This is a genomic window from Streptococcus gingivalis (genome assembly GCF_035544715.1).
Taxonomy (GTDB): Bacteria; Bacillota; Bacilli; order Lactobacillales; family Streptococcaceae; genus Streptococcus; species Streptococcus gingivalis.
The window spans coordinates 647,196-662,925 of sequence record NZ_JAYKTO010000002.1 but is presented as its reverse complement, the minus strand read 5'-3'; the positions used below and the strand labels follow the sequence as shown (position 1 = coordinate 662,925).

10 protein-coding genes are annotated in these 15,730 nt (G+C 44.6%); 7 read left to right on the top strand and 3 right to left on the bottom strand.

Translation table 11 applies throughout. The annotated features are described in order from the left end of the window. Window positions 1-12 precede the first annotated feature (12 nt). From SM122_RS09600 to hutI, 3 genes are all read right to left on the bottom strand, one after another. Complete coding sequence (locus SM122_RS09600; RefSeq protein ID WP_031576923.1) at window positions 13-2,109, bottom strand: surface-anchored 5'-nucleotidase; 2,097 nt, start codon at window positions 2,107-2,109, stop codon at window positions 13-15. 389 nt (window positions 2,110-2,498) lie between these two features. After that, complete coding sequence (locus SM122_RS09595) at window positions 2,499-4,883, bottom strand: phosphoketolase family protein (RefSeq protein WP_049497966.1); 2,385 nt, start codon at window positions 4,881-4,883, stop codon at window positions 2,499-2,501. A gap of 291 nt (window positions 4,884-5,174) precedes the next feature. Next, a complete protein-coding gene (gene hutI / locus SM122_RS09590; RefSeq protein ID WP_049486240.1) occupies window positions 5,175-6,422 on the bottom strand; it encodes an imidazolonepropionase in 1,248 nt (415 codons plus the stop codon). Between the two features lie 199 nt (window positions 6,423-6,621). Between hutI and SM122_RS09585 the strand changes: the two genes are divergently transcribed. From SM122_RS09585 to hutH, 7 genes are all read left to right on the top strand, one after another. Beyond that, window positions 6,622-8,652: a urocanate hydratase gene (locus SM122_RS09585; RefSeq protein ID WP_070662732.1), complete on the top strand. Its 2,031-nt coding sequence runs from the start codon at window positions 6,622-6,624 to the stop codon at window positions 8,650-8,652. 83 nt (window positions 8,653-8,735) lie between these two features. Continuing rightward, on the top strand, window positions 8,736-9,635 hold the full coding sequence (gene ftcD, locus SM122_RS09580) for a glutamate formimidoyltransferase (RefSeq protein WP_003008641.1): 900 nt from the start codon (window positions 8,736-8,738) through the stop codon (window positions 9,633-9,635). 11 nt (window positions 9,636-9,646) lie between these two features. Then, window positions 9,647-10,276 (top strand): cyclodeaminase/cyclohydrolase family protein, encoded by a 630-nt coding sequence (locus SM122_RS09575; RefSeq protein WP_155170171.1) that lies wholly within the window; start codon window positions 9,647-9,649, stop codon window positions 10,274-10,276. 35 nt (window positions 10,277-10,311) lie between these two features. After that, window positions 10,312-11,985: a formate--tetrahydrofolate ligase gene (locus SM122_RS09570; protein WP_155170173.1), complete on the top strand. Its 1,674-nt coding sequence runs from the start codon at window positions 10,312-10,314 to the stop codon at window positions 11,983-11,985. Window positions 11,986-12,000: 15 nt separating this feature from the next. Next, window positions 12,001-12,579 carry a HutD/Ves family protein gene (locus SM122_RS09565; protein ID WP_003008647.1) on the top strand — a complete coding sequence of 193 codons (579 nt, stop codon included), beginning with the start codon at window positions 12,001-12,003 and terminating at the stop codon, window positions 12,577-12,579. A 21-nt stretch (window positions 12,580-12,600) separates the two neighbouring features. Then, window positions 12,601-13,944 carry an APC family permease gene (locus SM122_RS09560; protein WP_031576513.1) on the top strand — a complete coding sequence of 448 codons (1,344 nt, stop codon included), beginning with the start codon at window positions 12,601-12,603 and terminating at the stop codon, window positions 13,942-13,944. A 216-nt stretch (window positions 13,945-14,160) separates the two neighbouring features. Further along, window positions 14,161-15,702, top strand: coding sequence for a histidine ammonia-lyase (gene hutH / locus SM122_RS09555; protein WP_003008651.1), 1,542 nt, complete (start codon window positions 14,161-14,163; stop codon window positions 15,700-15,702). Window positions 15,703-15,730 lie beyond the last annotated feature (28 nt).

The window sequence follows — 15,730 nt, the reverse complement described above, 5'->3', positions numbered from 1 at the left end:
CGGATGAAGAACTTAACCTTCACGTTTTTTGCTGACTACAAAGCCTGCTAAAGCTAGTGAGGTCATGCCAAAGAGGCTAAGGACTGTGGAAGCCAATTCTTCTTGACCTGTTTTTGGAAGACCCGTTGCTGGTGTAGCAGCTACTTCTGCTTGGCCACCCGTATGATAAGTGACAGCGACTGGTTTGACACTTGCCACTTCTTTTGTTTCGCTTGCAGCTGGTTGAGCTGGAGTTACTGGGTTTTCAGGTTGAGATGTTGGGGTAGTAGGAGTCACTGGAGCTACAGGATGGACTGGATTTACAGGACTTACTGGATCAACTGGCGATGGCTGTGGTTCCTGTTGTGGTTGAGGTTCTGGAGTTGGTTTTTCTTCTTCCACTTTTTCCACAAATGTCTTGTTACCCAAGATTGAAGCAGATAACTTCTTCCCTGCCTTATTCACATCTTCGATGTATTGGATAAAGACTTCTGTATCTGGATTAATAGCACCGATCAATTTTGTATCGCGGAAGACTGAGAAGCCATCACCACCACCATACAAGAAGTCGTTGATAATCGCCTTGTAGGTCTTGTTGCGATCAATTTCAGTTCCGTCTGCCTTGTAAGCTTTCACGACCTTATAAGGATTTTCTTCCGTTGCATCGGCTGGTTTCGTATAGGTGTACTTGATCCCTGCCATTTGCAAGAAGTAAAGCTCTTTCTCATCATATTGTTGATCCAAAGCTTTGTAGATTTGGTCCCCAGTGATTTCTACTACTTGGAGGATATTTCCAAATGGTTGCACTGCTTGAGCTGCACCCCAAGTGACTGTTCCGTCTGGTTTCACCACGAGGTCTGCACGAATTCCTCCATTATTGGTGAAGGCAAAGTCAACATCTGGATAACCTGATTTTTTGGCAATATCTAGTTGCGCTGCTGTGACCAAATCTCCAACAGCACTTTCTTTTTGCGCATTCAATTCACGGGTAATATTTTCAGCTTTGTCTGCTGTACCGATTTTTGCTTCTGTTACTTTTTTAACCGTCGCATTGGCATCATCGATGATCGCTTGAACCTTGGCATCTTTTGCTTTGCCTTTCGATGGATCTACCGCAATAATCTTAGCAGTTGGAGCTTTGACAAAGTCAGCTGTATCCGTATCTAGGACCCCACGGACATCCGAGTAAGCTTTCCCTTGAGACGTACCTTGAACAATCAAGGTATTTCCAACCATCCCGTTTGTATATTGGTGGTTATGACCTGCAAAGACGATATCCACTGAGTTTTCAGGATAGATTTGGTTTAATTTTTTGATCATGTCTGCAGCAGGACCTTCTGCTACCCCATTTTTACTTGTTGCAGCAACGTGGGCCAAGACAGCGATAGCATGAACGCCTTGGTCATTCAGTTCACGCGCATATTTGGCAATGGATTCTGCTTCATCCAAAACACGGTATTGTTCATGATTTTTACGCAAAACAAGATTTGGGAATTCTGTCGTAACAACCCCGATAAATCCGACCTTAACGGTCTTGTCATTGACTGGGATTTCTTTGATGGTATAAGGTTTCCAGTCAAATGGGATTTTGTTAGTATCTTTGTCAACCAAGTTGGCAATTACAACTTCTTGTTTAGAAGCTTCATGAGGATACTCATCGACGATCTTATTGAATTGACCAGGTGTTGGGGCTTCTCCCTTCATGATCCGGTTGAATTCACCAAGTCCTTCGTCAAACTCGTGATTTCCAAGAGTGCCATATTCAAAGTTCATTTCATTGAAGACTTTTACAGTTGGTTCATCTTGAAGGAGGGCAGAGTTGGCTGGACTAGCGCCGACCATATCTCCCGCTTGCACACGGATGCTGGCATTTGGCGTTCCGGCATTCTCCGTTTCAAAGTCTTTTTGCGAATCGTTCAAATAGGTTGCCAAAAGTGGGGCTGTTCCTGCATTTTTCACAGTTTCGCCTTCTAAACGAGCTGTCCCTGTTTGTTCCAAGGCACCGTGGAAGTCATTGACGCCCATGAACTGCACAGGCAATTCGTCTGCAAAAACGCTATTGATCGCAAAAACACTAAGACCTGCAGCGACCGCTAGGATACTGCTTTTCAAGATAATTTTTTTCTTCATAGAATACTCCATTTTCTAATGTAGAACACTTCTCCTAAAAGGAGAACGCAGAACAGTTGAATTGCTGCAATCAGCTCTTCCATTTTACTATTTTTTCGGTTTTACTTCAATATTTTCCTGGAAACTCTTGCAATTTTATTTGAAAACGCTTGATTTCCGAACATCTATTCTCATCCTCTTACTTTTGTTACTTGCTGTTCATCACAAAAGAGGCTGGGACAAAAGTCCTAGCCTCTCAATTATTTTTGGATTGTCGAGCAAGACGCAGTGGTTGAGTGGGCTCTACTACGCTGATTTCATCAGCTTTTACAGCCCTACTCAACTGTGCGGAGGTGGGACGACGAAATCGAATTCTAACGAATTACCGATTTCTGTCCCACTCTCTTTTCTTATTTATTCACGTTTTCCCATTTCCAGTTTTGAACTTCTGGAATGTCGTCTCCGTTTTCACGGATGTAGTCATGGTGGAAGGCGATTGTTTCATCCATCTTCGCTGCAAATGCGCTTGCTGCATCTCCAAGAGCTGCATTAGCTGCATCTTGTGCCAAGTGGAAGCGATCCAACTCAGACATCACACGCATATCAAATGGTGTGGTGATATCCCCGTTTTCACGGTAACCATGTACACGAAGGTTATGGTTGTGACGGTTGAAGAAGATATCACGGATCATGCCTTCGTAACCATGGAAAGCAAAGATGACTGGTTTATCCGTTGTGAAGACTTTGTTAAATTCTTCATCTGAAAGTCCACGCGCATCAACGGATGGGTGACGCAATTTCAAGATATCCACAACGTTGACAAAGCGGATCTTCAATTCTGGGAAGGCTTTGTGCAAGATTGTGATGGCTGCAAGAGCTTCTAAGTTTGGCTCTGTACCTGCAGCTGCAATAACAAGATCTGGCTCTTCATCTGCTGAAACAGTTGATGCCCAATCGATCACCTTGTATCCTTCACGAACCAATTCTTCTGCTTCAGCTGCTGAGTAGAATTGAGGACGTGGGTGTTTAGAAGAAACAATCAAGTTGATCACATCTTCTCCCTTGAAGGCTTCATCCATTACCGCAAGCAAGCTATTGGTATCTGCTGGCAAGTACTCACGGATATATTCAGGAGTTTTCTCAGCCAAGTGAGTCAAGATACCTGGATCTTGGTGAGTGTAACCATTGTGGTCTTGTTGGAAGACAGTTGAAGTTGCAATCAAGTTCAAGGCTGGGTAGTTTTTACGCCATGTTGTATGTGTCTTAGACTTACGCAACCATTTGAAGTGTTGAGTGATCATAGAATCCACAACACGAAGGAAGGATTCGTAAGAGGCGAAGAATCCATGACGACCTGTCAAGACATATCCTTCAAGCATACCTTCTGCTTGGTGCTCTGACAATTGAGAGTCAATGACACGACCAGCAGGGCTCAAGGCTTCATCGTAGTCTGGTTTCATACGTCCTAACCATTGACGGCTTGTACGAGTGAAGACTTCTTGAAGACGGTTTGATTTGGTTTCGTCTGGACCGAAGATACGGAAGTTATCTGGGTTCGCATCTACCAAGTCTGCCGCATACTTACCAAATTCGATCATGTCTTGAGCCATGATTTCACCTGGTGTGTTGAATTGAAGGGCATGTTTCTTCCAATCAGCTGTGTTCATTGGTTTGATCACACCAGCATTTGTGATTGGGTTCATCGCCATGCGACGGTCACCTTTTGGTGCAATTTCCGCAATTTCAGGAACTAGTTTACCAGTTTCGTCGAACAATTCAGCTGGGCGGTAAGATTCCAACCATGAAAGAAGAGCATCGACATGCTCCATGTGGTGAGCATCTACTGGGATTGGAACTTGGTGCGCACGGAATCCACCCTCGATAGGTGTTCCTTCCCATGCTTTTGGACCAGTCCAACCTTTAGGAATACGAGCAATCAAGACAGGGTAAACTGGTTGAGTTGCTTCTTCAGCAGAACCTTTACGAGCTTCTGCTTGGACTTTCTTGATTTCTTCAATTGCTTCGTCCAATTTTTCAGCGAACAAAGCGTGTGCAGCTTCATGGTCTTCTGAAATTGCAGTGACATTCGCAAAGATTGGTTTCCAACCAAGACCTTCAAAGAAGAGGGCCAATTCTTCGTCTGTTTTGCGTTCGAAGATCGTTGGGTTGTGGATCTTCCCACCATTGAGGTAGAAGATTGGAAGGATCGCCCCATCGTTGACTGGGTTCAAGAAGGTATTTGACAACCAACCAGCCATCAATGGACCTGTTTCACCTTCACCATCACCGATAACTGTGGCAGCAATCACATCCGGATTATCCAATACAGCACCTGCAGCGTGAGAAAGGGCATATCCAAGTTCTCCACCTTCGTGGATAGATCCTGGTGTTTCAGGCGCTGCGTGAGAAGCGATTCCTCCTGGGAATGAGAAGATCTTACACAAGTGTTTGAAACCTTCTTCATTTTGTGGGATGTTTGGATTCAATTCAGTATAAGAACCATCTAAGTAAGAGTTCGATACCATTACTTGTCCACCGTGACCTGGTCCTTCAATGTAGAACATATCCAAGTCGTATTTGTTGATGGCACGGTTCAAGTGAGCATAGATAAAGTTTTGCCCTGGTACAGTTCCCCAGTGTCCGATTGGGTGAGCCTTCAAGTCATTTTCAACGACTTCGCGCTTCAACAATGGGTTATCTTTCAAGTACATTTGAGCAGCTGAAATGTAGTTGGCTGCACGCCACCAAGCGTCTACTTTATCCAAGTAAGCTTTGCTGTTATAATCGACAGTCATCTTGTCTCCTCACAATTTCTAGACAGGTCTGTTGAACAACCTGTTCGTTTGATCAATAGTTTAAACAATCTGTTTTCACGACAAACAGATGATATTGAAGAAAATATTCAATATTACTTCTATTCTATCAAGAATTTCCCTTTTTGTACATCAGAAAGTAAGAAAAATATTCTTTGAACGTCAAATTTTAATTTCCCACTAAAGTGGTTCCATTCCCTACAGGGATAGGTTTTAAAAAAAGACTTTGCTGATTTTTGCAAACGAGCAAAGTCCCAAATGAAATGGAGGAGGTTAAATGACTTTTTGACCTTTCTTGTAGACATCTGTCACGAGATTTGTCGCAAAGAAATAGAAGAGATAATCTAGATTAGGTGCATCGTAAATCGTGATGTCGGCCTGTTTGCCAACATCGAAAGAGCCGATTGTTTTAGCACGATCAACTGAATAGGCCGCATTGATGGTCACCGCATTGAGAATTTCTACTGGAGTTAGGCGCATCATGAAGCAACCCAGATGCATGGCAAACTGGAGATTGGCTGTTGGACAAGACCCTGGGTTGCTATCTGTTGTCAGGGTGATGGCCATGCCAGCGTCCAACATCTTACGAGCCGGTGCATAGGTATCTTCCATGAGGCTGAAGGTTGTAGCTGGCAAAAGATTTCCAATCACTTTTGCTGCAGCTAATTTTTGAATGCCTTCATCGGTAATCACCATCAAGTGTTCTGCACTAGTAGATTCCAATTCCGCCGCCACATCCACGCCACCAATGGATTCGATTTCATCGGCATGGATCCGCAGCTTGAAGCCCATCTCCTTAGCTTTTGAAAGAAGATAGCGAGATTCATCTGCTGTAAAGACACCTTTTTCACAGAAGATATCACAGAACTCAGCTAGCTTTTCTTCCTTCACTTTGGGAAGCATTTGCTCCACAATGAGATCTAAATATTCTTGGGAACGGCCCTTGTATTCTATGGGAATCGCATGGGCTGCCATAAAGGTCGAAACCAGATCAATTTCATGGTCACGGTCCAAGGCAGCCACAACATCCAACTGGCGTTTTTCCGTTTCCCAATCCAAACCATAACCACTCTTGGCTTCAACAGTAGTCACCCCATGACGCAACATGTAATCCAACAGTCGTTTGGACTTGTCATAGAGATTTTCAAAAGAAGCTTCCCGTGTCGCCCGAACCGTGCTCAGAATTCCACCGCCTTGGGCGAGGATGTCTAAGTAAGAAACACCCGCTAATTTTTTCGCAAATTCATGTTCCCGACTACCTCCATAGACCAAGTGGGTGTGGCAGTCAATCAGGCCAGGAGTCGCAACTTTTCCTTCACAGGATTTCACTTCCGTATGGTCATCGATCAGTTCAGGGTCTGGTTGACCTGTCCCAACTGCAAGAATCTTTCCATCTTTAATGGCGATATAAGCATCGGAAAGAATTTTTGCCTCTGCCATCTCCTTGCCATAGAGAGGATGACCCAGATCATTCGGACAAAACAATTGGTTAAAGTGGGTTAATAGGATATCAGCAGACATATGAAACATTCCTTTCTATTTCCATTGTTATTCATTTTACAATTCTACAGGAAAAGCGTCAAAAAAAAGTCAAAAAGTTTTTCCCTCATTTTTTTTTGCTTTATTAAAAATTATATTTTTTTTTGACTCTCTATTGACGTTTCTTGGATACAATAAAGAAAATATAAATTCACAGTCCAACTATAAGGAGGGTTCTGCTATGTCATTTATAGACGAGAAAGAAATTGCAGCTGCTATGTCTGTCAAACTTGACTTTGATGTCCTACCTGAAAAGGCGACTTTTCAAGAAGGCATCCGTCGTGCACCTGATAGAGGCTTCCGCTTAACGCAAGCTCAGACTGAAATTGCCCTTAAAAACGCTTTGCGTTACATTCCTAAAAAATTCCACCAAGAGTTGATCCCAGAATTTCTGGAAGAACTGAGAACGCGCGGTCGGATCTATGGCTATCGCTTCCGTCCAAAAGATCGCATCTATGGAAAACCAATCGATGAGTACAAAGGAAAATGCACTGCTGCTAAGGCTATGCAGGTCATGATCGACAACAACTTGAGCTTTGAAATTGCTCTTTATCCATATGAATTGGTCACTTATGGGGAAACAGGATCTGTCTGTGCCAACTGGATGCAATACAACTTGATCAAGAAATACTTGGAAGTCATGACAGAAGACCAAACCTTGGTGGTTGAATCGGGTCACCCTCTTGGCCTCTTCAAATCAAAACCAGAAGCTCCTCGTGTCGTCATTACCAACGGTCTCTTGATCGGTGAGTATGATAACATGCGCGACTGGGAAATTGCTGAAGAAATGGGCGTTACCAACTACGGTCAGATGACAGCCGGTGGCTGGATGTACATCGGTCCACAAGGGATCGTTCACGGTACTTTCAACACCCTTCTCAATGCCGGTCGTCTCAAACTCGGTGTGCCTGATGATGGCGACTTGACCGGTAAACTCTTTATTTCATCTGGTCTTGGTGGAATGAGTGGCGCACAAGGGAAAGCAGCTGAAATCGCAAAAGCGGTTGCCATCGTTGCAGAAGTGGACCGCTCTCGGATCGAAACTCGTCACTCTCAAGGCTGGATTAGCCAAGTGACAGACAGTGCCGAAGAAGCTGTGAAATTGGCTCAAGCAGCACTGGAAGCTGGTGAATCAACTTCGATTGCCTACCATGGTAATATCGTAGATTTGCTCGAATATGTCAATGAACATCAAGTTCACGTTCATCTCTTGTCTGACCAAACCTCTTGTCACAACGTTTATGATGGTGGCTATTGCCCAGTTGGAATCAGCTTTGAAGAACGGACACGTTTGCTGGCCGAAGACAAAGAAACCTTCCATCGTTTGGTCGATGAAACCTTGGCTCGTCACTTCGCAGTGATCAAAGCCTTGACGGCTAAGGGCACCTACTTCTTCGACTATGGTAATGCCTTCATGAAATCTGTTTACGACTCTGGCATCAAGGAAATTTCTAAGAATGGTCTCGATGACAAGGACGGCTTCATTTGGCCATCTTATGTAGAAGATATCATGGGACCTATGCTCTTTGACTATGGTTATGGTCCATTCCGTTGGGTCTGCCTCAGCGGTAAACACGAAGACTTGATTGCAACTGACCATGCAGCTATGGAAGCGATCGATCCAACTCGTCGCTACCAAGACCGCGACAATTACAACTGGATCCGCGATGCTGAAAAGAACCAACTGGTAGTTGGTACACAAGCTCGTATCCTCTATCAAGATTGCATGGGCCGTGTCAACATTGCTTTGAAATTCAATGAACTCATTCGCCAAGGCAAGATCGGACCTGTCATGATTGGACGTGACCACCATGACGTATCTGGTACAGATGCTCCATTCCGTGAAACCTCCAATATCAAGGATGGATCGAACGTTACTTGCGATATGGCGGTTCAATGTTACGCTGGTAACGCTGCTCGCGGTATGAGTCTCGTCGCTCTCCACAACGGTGGTGGTACTGGTATCGGTAAAGCTATCAACGGTGGATTTGGTCTCGTCCTAGACGGTAGCCACCGGATCGACGAAATCATCAAGTCTGCCATTGCCTGGGATACCATGGGCGGGGTTGCTCGTCGGAACTGGGCACGGAATAACCATGCCATTGAAACAGCGATCGAGTACAACCGTCTCCATGCAGGAACAGACCACATCACCATTCCGTATCTGGCAGATGAAGATTTGGTCAAAGAAGCCGTTCAAAAATTGTTTTAACATCAAAAAATAAAAACTGAGAAAGGGGAGGAAAATACAAAGACTCCTCCTCCCCAACTTCTCCTATAAAAAGAGGTAATCATATGGCAAAAATTGTTGAGTGTATTCCAAACTTCTCTGAAGGACGCAATCAGGCTGTGATCGACGGGTTAGCAGCTACAGCAAAAAGTATTCCAGGTGTCACTTTACTAGACTACTCGTCTGATGCCAGTCACAACCGTAGCGTCTTTACACTCGTTGGGGATGAAGAAAGCATTCAAGAAGTGGCTTTCCAATTGGTGAAATACGCTTCTGAAAACATTGATATGACCAAGCACGAAGGCGAACACCCTCGTATGGGAGCAACAGACGTTTGTCCATTCGTTCCGGTTAAAGATATCACTACAGCTGAATGCGTTGAGATCGCTAATAAAGTAGCTGAACGCATCAATCGTGAATTAGGTATTCCAATCTTCCTTTACGAAGATGCTGCAACTCGCCCAGAACGAAAGAACTTGGCTAAAGTACGTAAAGGACAATTTGAAGGAATGCCAGAAAAATTGTTGGAAGAAGACTGGAAGCCAGACTACGGTGAACGCAAGATTCACCCAACTGCAGGGGTTACAGCTGTCGGTGTCCGTATGCCACTCGTTGCCTTCAATATCAACCTTGATACAGACGACCTAGAGATTGCCAATAAAATTTCTAAAATCATTCGTGGATCAAGCGGTGGATACAAGTACTGTAAAGCGATCGGTGTCATGCTAGAAGATCGCAACATCGCCCAAGTCTCTATCAACATGGTCAACTTGGAACAATTCCCATTGTATCGTGTCGTTGAAACCGTTCGTTTCGAAGCGCAACGCTATGGTGTTCGCATCATCGGAACAGAACTTATCGGACTTGCTCCTGCTAAGGCTTTGATCGACTCTGCTGAATACTACTTGCAATTAGAAGACTTTGACTACAGCAAACAAGTCTTGGAAAATCACTTGTTGGGTTAGAAAGGGGATCTATGAAACTAGTTGACTTAAGTATTACGGAGTTTGCCAAGATCCTTGGTTCAGATGCTCCAGCTCCAGGTGGTGGTTCTGCTGCTGCCCTATCCGCTGCAAATGGGATTTCCCTTACAAAAATGGTCTGTGAACTGACCATTGGAAAGAAAAAATACGCAGAATTTGAAGACCACATCAAAGGGGTTTATGAAAAAAGCGCTCAACTCCAAGACCAGTTACTAGAAGCCATCGATAAAGATACAGAAGCTTTCAACGTCGTATCAGCTGTCTTTGATCTTCCAAAAGAAACGGAAGAAGAGAAAGCCGCTCGTCGTGAAGCCATGCAAAAAGCTTTGAAACATGCAACAGTATCTCCTTTCTCTATGATGGAGCTCATCGTTGAAGCGCTTGAAACAACAAAAGAAGCTGTTGGTAAGTCCAACACCAATGCGGCGAGTGACTTAGGAGTGGCTGCTCTCAATCTCAAGGCTGGACTTCAGGGGGCTTGGCTCAATGTCCTGATCAACATTTCAGGAATCAAGGACCAAGACTTCGTCCAAGAATACCACGGCAAGGGACTTAAGCTCCTCCAAACCGGTTCTGATCTTGCAGATAACATTTACCAAACCATTTTAGAAAGTCTATCTTAAACCTAGCAAATAAAAATAAAGAAAGAAGGGATTCTATGGTTTTATCGGATATTGAAATTGCCAATTCTGTCCAAATGAAGCCCATCACCGATATCGCTGCTGAACTTGGATTGACCGAAGACGATATTTCGCTCTACGGAAAATACAAGGCAAAAATTGATAGCAACCAACTGGAACAACTCAAGGATAAGGAAGATGGAAAGCTGATCCTCGTGACAGCCATCTCTCCGACACCTGCTGGAGAAGGAAAGACAACCACCTCTGTTGGCTTGGTCGATGCTCTTTCAGCTATTGGTGAAAAAGCCGTCATTGCCCTGCGCGAACCTTCTCTTGGCCCTGTTTTTGGGATCAAGGGTGGAGCTGCCGGTGGCGGGTACGCCCAAGTGGTTCCAATGGAAGATATCAACCTTCACTTTACCGGAGACTTCCATGCCATTGGGATTGCCAACAACCTCCTTGCAGCCTTGATTGACAACCATATCCATCACGGCAATGAGTTGGGCATCGATTCTCGTCGCATCACCTGGAAACGGGTGGTCGATATGAACGACCGTCAACTCCGTCATATTGTCGATGGCCTTCAAGGAAAAACAAACGGAGTTCCTCGTGAAGATGGCTTTGACATCACCGTGGCTTCTGAAATCATGGCCATTCTCTGTCTCTCTGAAAATATCCTTGATCTCAAAGAACGTCTTGATCGCATCATTATTGGGTACAACTACCAAGGACAACCGGTCACAGCCAAAGATCTCAAGGCTGGAGGTGCCATGGCAGCTGTCCTCAAAGATGCCATCCATCCAAATTTGGTGCAAACCTTGGAACATACTCCTGCCATCATCCACGGTGGACCATTTGCCAATATCGCCCATGGCTGTAACAGTGTGCTGGCTACTAAACTAGCCCTCAAATATGCAGACTATGTCGTGACAGAAGCTGGTTTTGGAGCAGACCTCGGTGCTGAAAAATTCATCGATATTAAGTGCCGCATGGCCGGGCTCAAACCTGCTGCCGTTGTCCTCGTCGCAACCATCCGTGCTCTCAAGATGCATGGTGGAGTTGCCAAAGCAGACTTGGCTACCGAAAATGTCCAAGCCGTTATCGATGGACTACCAAACCTAGACAAACACTTGGCCAACATTCAAGAAGTCTATGGTCTACCAGTGGTCGTTGCCATTAACAAATTCCCACTGGATACAGAAGCAGAGCTAGAAGCTGTCTATGAATCTTGTAAGAAACGCCATGTAGATGTGGTCATTTCAGATGTCTGGGCACATGGTGGAGCTGGTGGTCGTGACTTGGCTGAAAAAGTCATTCAACTGGCTCAAGAAGAAAACCACTTCTCTTATGTCTATGACGAAGAAGACAGCATTGAAACAAAATTGACTAAGATCGTCACAAAAGTCTATGGTGGTAAAGGCATCAGCTTAACACCAGCGGCCAAACGCGAACTCAAAGAATTGGAAGTTCTTGGCTTCTCAAACTACCCAATCTGTATGGCCAAAACCCAATATTCCTTCTCAGACGATGCGAAGAAGATGGGAGCACCAAAAGATTTCACAGTTAAAATCAGTAACCTTAAGGTGGCTGCCGGAGCTGGCTTCATCGTAGCTCTCACTGGTACCATTATGACCATGCCTGGCCTACCTAAAGTTCCTGCCAGTGAAAAGATTGATATCGATGCCCACGGCAATATCACTGGTCTCTTTTAAGAAAGAAGGCGTCCTATGGTGACTCTCCTTCATCTTACCCCCGCAGATTATCAAATTTCTACCTGGTCCGGTGGCCAAACCACCCAACTCTTTCTCTCCCCAGAGGGAGGAAGCTATCCAGATCGGACCTTTGACTTCCGCCTCTCTACTGCAACGGTAGAGGTTGAAAAAAGTAACTTTACCGATCTCACGGGCTACCACCGAATCTTGATGCCCTTGAATGCCTCCATTAGGCTCACCCATCACCATAAAGAAGTGGTTTTGAACCCCTTTCAAAGCTACTTCTTTGATGGGGGAGATCCTGTATCTAGCCAAGGGACTTGTCAAGACTTTAATTTGATTTACAAACCTTCTTATCAGGGGCATATGAGTGCTATATCCCCAAAAGAGAGTGTCAAAAGTCAGAGTCGCTATCAATTGATCTACGCTCTCTGTCCACTAACACTCGAATGGGGAAACAATCATTCTCAAACTCTCCAAACTCACGAGCTCCTGGTGATCGAACAAGCATCTCCTCTTCAAGAGATGACAATCACGTTTTTACCCCATCAGTCTGGGGAGCAACCGATTGCTATCTGGACTGGACTACAATAATGTTCACAAAGGAGAAACATTATGAACGGAGCACATAAACAGTCGATTGAGGAACAAGAAAAAGCGAAATTCAGCTTTAGCGGTGCCACTCTTTACGGTATCAACGCCGTAATCGGATCTGGTATCTTCCTCCTTCCTCAAAAAATTTATTCTGGCCTCGGACCAGCTTCTCTAGCTGTCATGTTCGGGGTTGCCATTCTCGTCATGCTACTATCAGCCTGTCTGGCTGAAACAGCTGGCTACTTCGACAAAAACGGTGGAGCCATGCAATACTCAAAAGCCGCTTTCGGAGACTTCGTTGGCTTTAACGTTGGGATTCTCGGTTGGGCCGTTACTGTTATCGCTTGGGCTGCCATGTTAGCCGGATTTGCTAAGATCTTCATCATCACCTTCCCAGCATTTGAAGGCTACAACCTTCCGATCAGTATCGGTATGCTGATTCTCTTGAGTCTGATGAACATTGCCGGTCTGAAAACCTCTAAGATGTTTACTCTGACAGCTACTGTTGCAAAATTAATTCCAATTGTCCTCTTCTCACTCTTTGCCATCTTCTTCATTCCCGGTGGCGTGAGCAAGGGCAACTTCACACCTTTCCTTCAATTGGAAAGTGGAACAAACCTCTTCAGTTCTATTTCTAGTACAGCCGTCTACATCTTCTACGGTTTCATCGGATTTGAAACCATGTCTATCGTTGCAGGGGAAATGCGCAACCCTGAAAAGAACGTTCCCCGCGCTATTCTAGGTTCTATCAGTATTGTATCTGTTCTCTACATGTTGATCATCGCAGGAACAATCGCCATGCTTGGTGGTCGCATTATGCAAACTGGTGCACCAGTACAAGACGCATTTGTCGAAATGATTGGCCCTATCGGAGCTCCACTCGTTTCTTACGGAGCCCTCATTTCAATCGCCGGTCTAAACATCGGTGAATCCATCATGGTCCCTCGTTTTGGTGCCGCATTAGCAACTGAAAAACTCTTGCCAGAAGGGCTTGGAAAAACAAACTCTAAGAATGCCCCTGTCATTGCCATTATCATTTCTGGTATCTTCGCCTTCTTACTCTTGTTATCTGGCTCTTTCGAAACATTAGCAACCTTCAGTGTTGTCTTCCGTTTCTTCCAATACATTCCAACTGCTTTGGCAGCCATCAAACTCAGAAAAATGTACCCAGACAAAAAGGTTACCTTCCGAGTACCATTTGGTCCTGTTATCCCAGTTCTAGCTGTTGTGATCAGTATCTTGATGATTGCAGGGGACAACATGATGAACTTTGTTTGGGGTGCCATCGGTCTCGTGATCGCAAGTGGACTCTACTTTGTTTTCCACGGCGATAAACTACATAAATCGAAAACCCTTCCTCACTAATTTTCTTTACACACTAGATGGGAACAGAGACGGGAGTGAAGCTCGGTTTTGCTCCCTAACCCATCTAGGACTCCACGAATGTCAAACCTGAGCCCTTTTCTCTATGACTCCTTTCAATTTTTTTAGATCAATAGACAATGGGCCCATGTTTGGTATTCAAACCGAAGTAAACAACACTACTTCCACAGAACAACTATTCATAATCGGAGGTTTTATATGACTCAATTGATTCATTTAGATGGTAATAGCTTAACACTCGAAGAAGTCATCGCTGTCGCTCGGCACGGTGCCCAATGTGAGCTTGATGAACAAGCCAAAGAAGCCGTTATCGCATCCCGTAAAATCGTTGATGACATTGTCCGGGAAAAACGAGTCGTCTATGGTGTAACCACTGGCTTTGGTTCCCTCTGTAATGTCAGCATCTCTCCAGAAGATACTGTTCAACTGCAAGAAAACCTGATCCGAACTCACTCATCTGGCTTCGGTGATCCACTTCCTGAAGATGCCGTTCGTGCCATCATGCTGATCCGTATCAACTCACTCTTGAAAGGTTATTCTGGCATTCGTCTGTCAACTGTTGAAAAACTGTTAGAATTGCTCAACAAAGGAGTCACTCCTTATATCCCTGAAAAAGGCTCTCTCGGAGCTTCTGGAGACTTAGCACCACTTGCTCATATGGTTTTACCAATGTTGGGTCTTGGACGCGCCTACTACAAAGGAGAACTTCTCAGTGGTCAAGAAGCCTTAGATCGTGCTGGAATTGAAAAGATCCAATTGGCTGCCAAAGAAGGACTTGCCTTGATCAATGGTACGACTGTCCTAACCGGTATCGGTGCTCTTGCGACTTATGATGGTATCCAATTGCTCAAACTCTCTGATATCGCTGGTGCTCTCTCAATGGAAGTTCACAATGGAATTACCAGTCCATTCGAAGAAGACCTTCATTCCATCCGCCCACAAAGTGGACAATTGGCAACTGCTCGCAACATCCGTAACCTTCTTGAAGGAAGCAAGAATACCACTGTTGCGACTCAACAACGGGTACAAGATCCTTATACACTTCGCTGTATCCCTCAAATACATGGAGCCAGCAAGGATTCTATTGCTTACGTAAAAGAAAAAGTTGAAATCGAAATCAACTCTGTCACAGATAACCCAATCATTACCAAAGAAGGACACGTCATCTCAGGAGGTAACTTCCACGGTGAACCAATGGCGCAACCATTTGACTTCTTAGGCATTGCCCTTTCTGAAATTGGGAACGTATCTGAACGTCGGGTGGAACGCTTGGTCAACAGCCAACTCAGTAAATTACCATCCTTCTTGGTTAAACACCCTGGACTCAACTCAGGCTTCATGATTACCCAGTATGCTTGTGCATCCCTTGCATCGGAAAATAAAATTTTGGCACACCCTGCTAGTGTCGATTCTATTCCATCTTGTGAAAACCAAGAAGATTTCGTCAGCATGGGAACGACTGCCGCTCGTAAAGCAGCAGAAATTCTTAAAAACTCACGTCGCATCGTTGCTACTGAAATCATGGCAGCTTGCCAAGCCTTGGATCTCAAGCCAGAAAATCATGAACTTGGTAAAGGTACAAAACCAGCTTATGAGCTGATTCGTCAAAAACTGAACTTCATTGAATTTGACAAAGATATCGAAATCTTTGAAGAACTTAATAAAGCATCTGCTGTTGTCGAAAGCGAAGAATTCTTAGCAACCATCGAAAAAGCAGTTGACTTAAGCATTCAATACTGATACAGTAAGAATAAAGCAAAACAGAGGC

Bases quoted from the DNA above. Each gene is read 5' to 3' on its own strand.
- SM122_RS09600 (WP_031576923.1), bottom strand. From the start codon at position 2,109: ATGAAGAAAAAAATTATCTTGAAAAGCAGTATCCTAGCGGTCGCTGCA.
- SM122_RS09595 (WP_049497966.1), bottom strand. From the start codon at position 4,883: ATGACTGTCGATTATAACAGCAAAGCTTACTTGGATAAAGTAGACGCT.
- hutI (WP_049486240.1), bottom strand. From the start codon at position 6,422: ATGTCTGCTGATATCCTATTAACCCACTTTAACCAATTGTTTTGTCCG.
- SM122_RS09585 (WP_070662732.1), top strand. From the start codon at position 6,622: ATGTCATTTATAGACGAGAAAGAAATTGCAGCTGCTATGTCTGTCAAA.
- ftcD (WP_003008641.1), top strand. From the start codon at position 8,736: ATGGCAAAAATTGTTGAGTGTATTCCAAACTTCTCTGAAGGACGCAAT.
- SM122_RS09575 (WP_155170171.1), top strand. From the start codon at position 9,647: ATGAAACTAGTTGACTTAAGTATTACGGAGTTTGCCAAGATCCTTGGT.
- SM122_RS09570 (WP_155170173.1), top strand. From the start codon at position 10,312: ATGGTTTTATCGGATATTGAAATTGCCAATTCTGTCCAAATGAAGCCC.
- SM122_RS09565 (WP_003008647.1), top strand. From the start codon at position 12,001: ATGGTGACTCTCCTTCATCTTACCCCCGCAGATTATCAAATTTCTACC.
- SM122_RS09560 (WP_031576513.1), top strand. From the start codon at position 12,601: ATGAACGGAGCACATAAACAGTCGATTGAGGAACAAGAAAAAGCGAAA.
- hutH (WP_003008651.1), top strand. From the start codon at position 14,161: ATGACTCAATTGATTCATTTAGATGGTAATAGCTTAACACTCGAAGAA.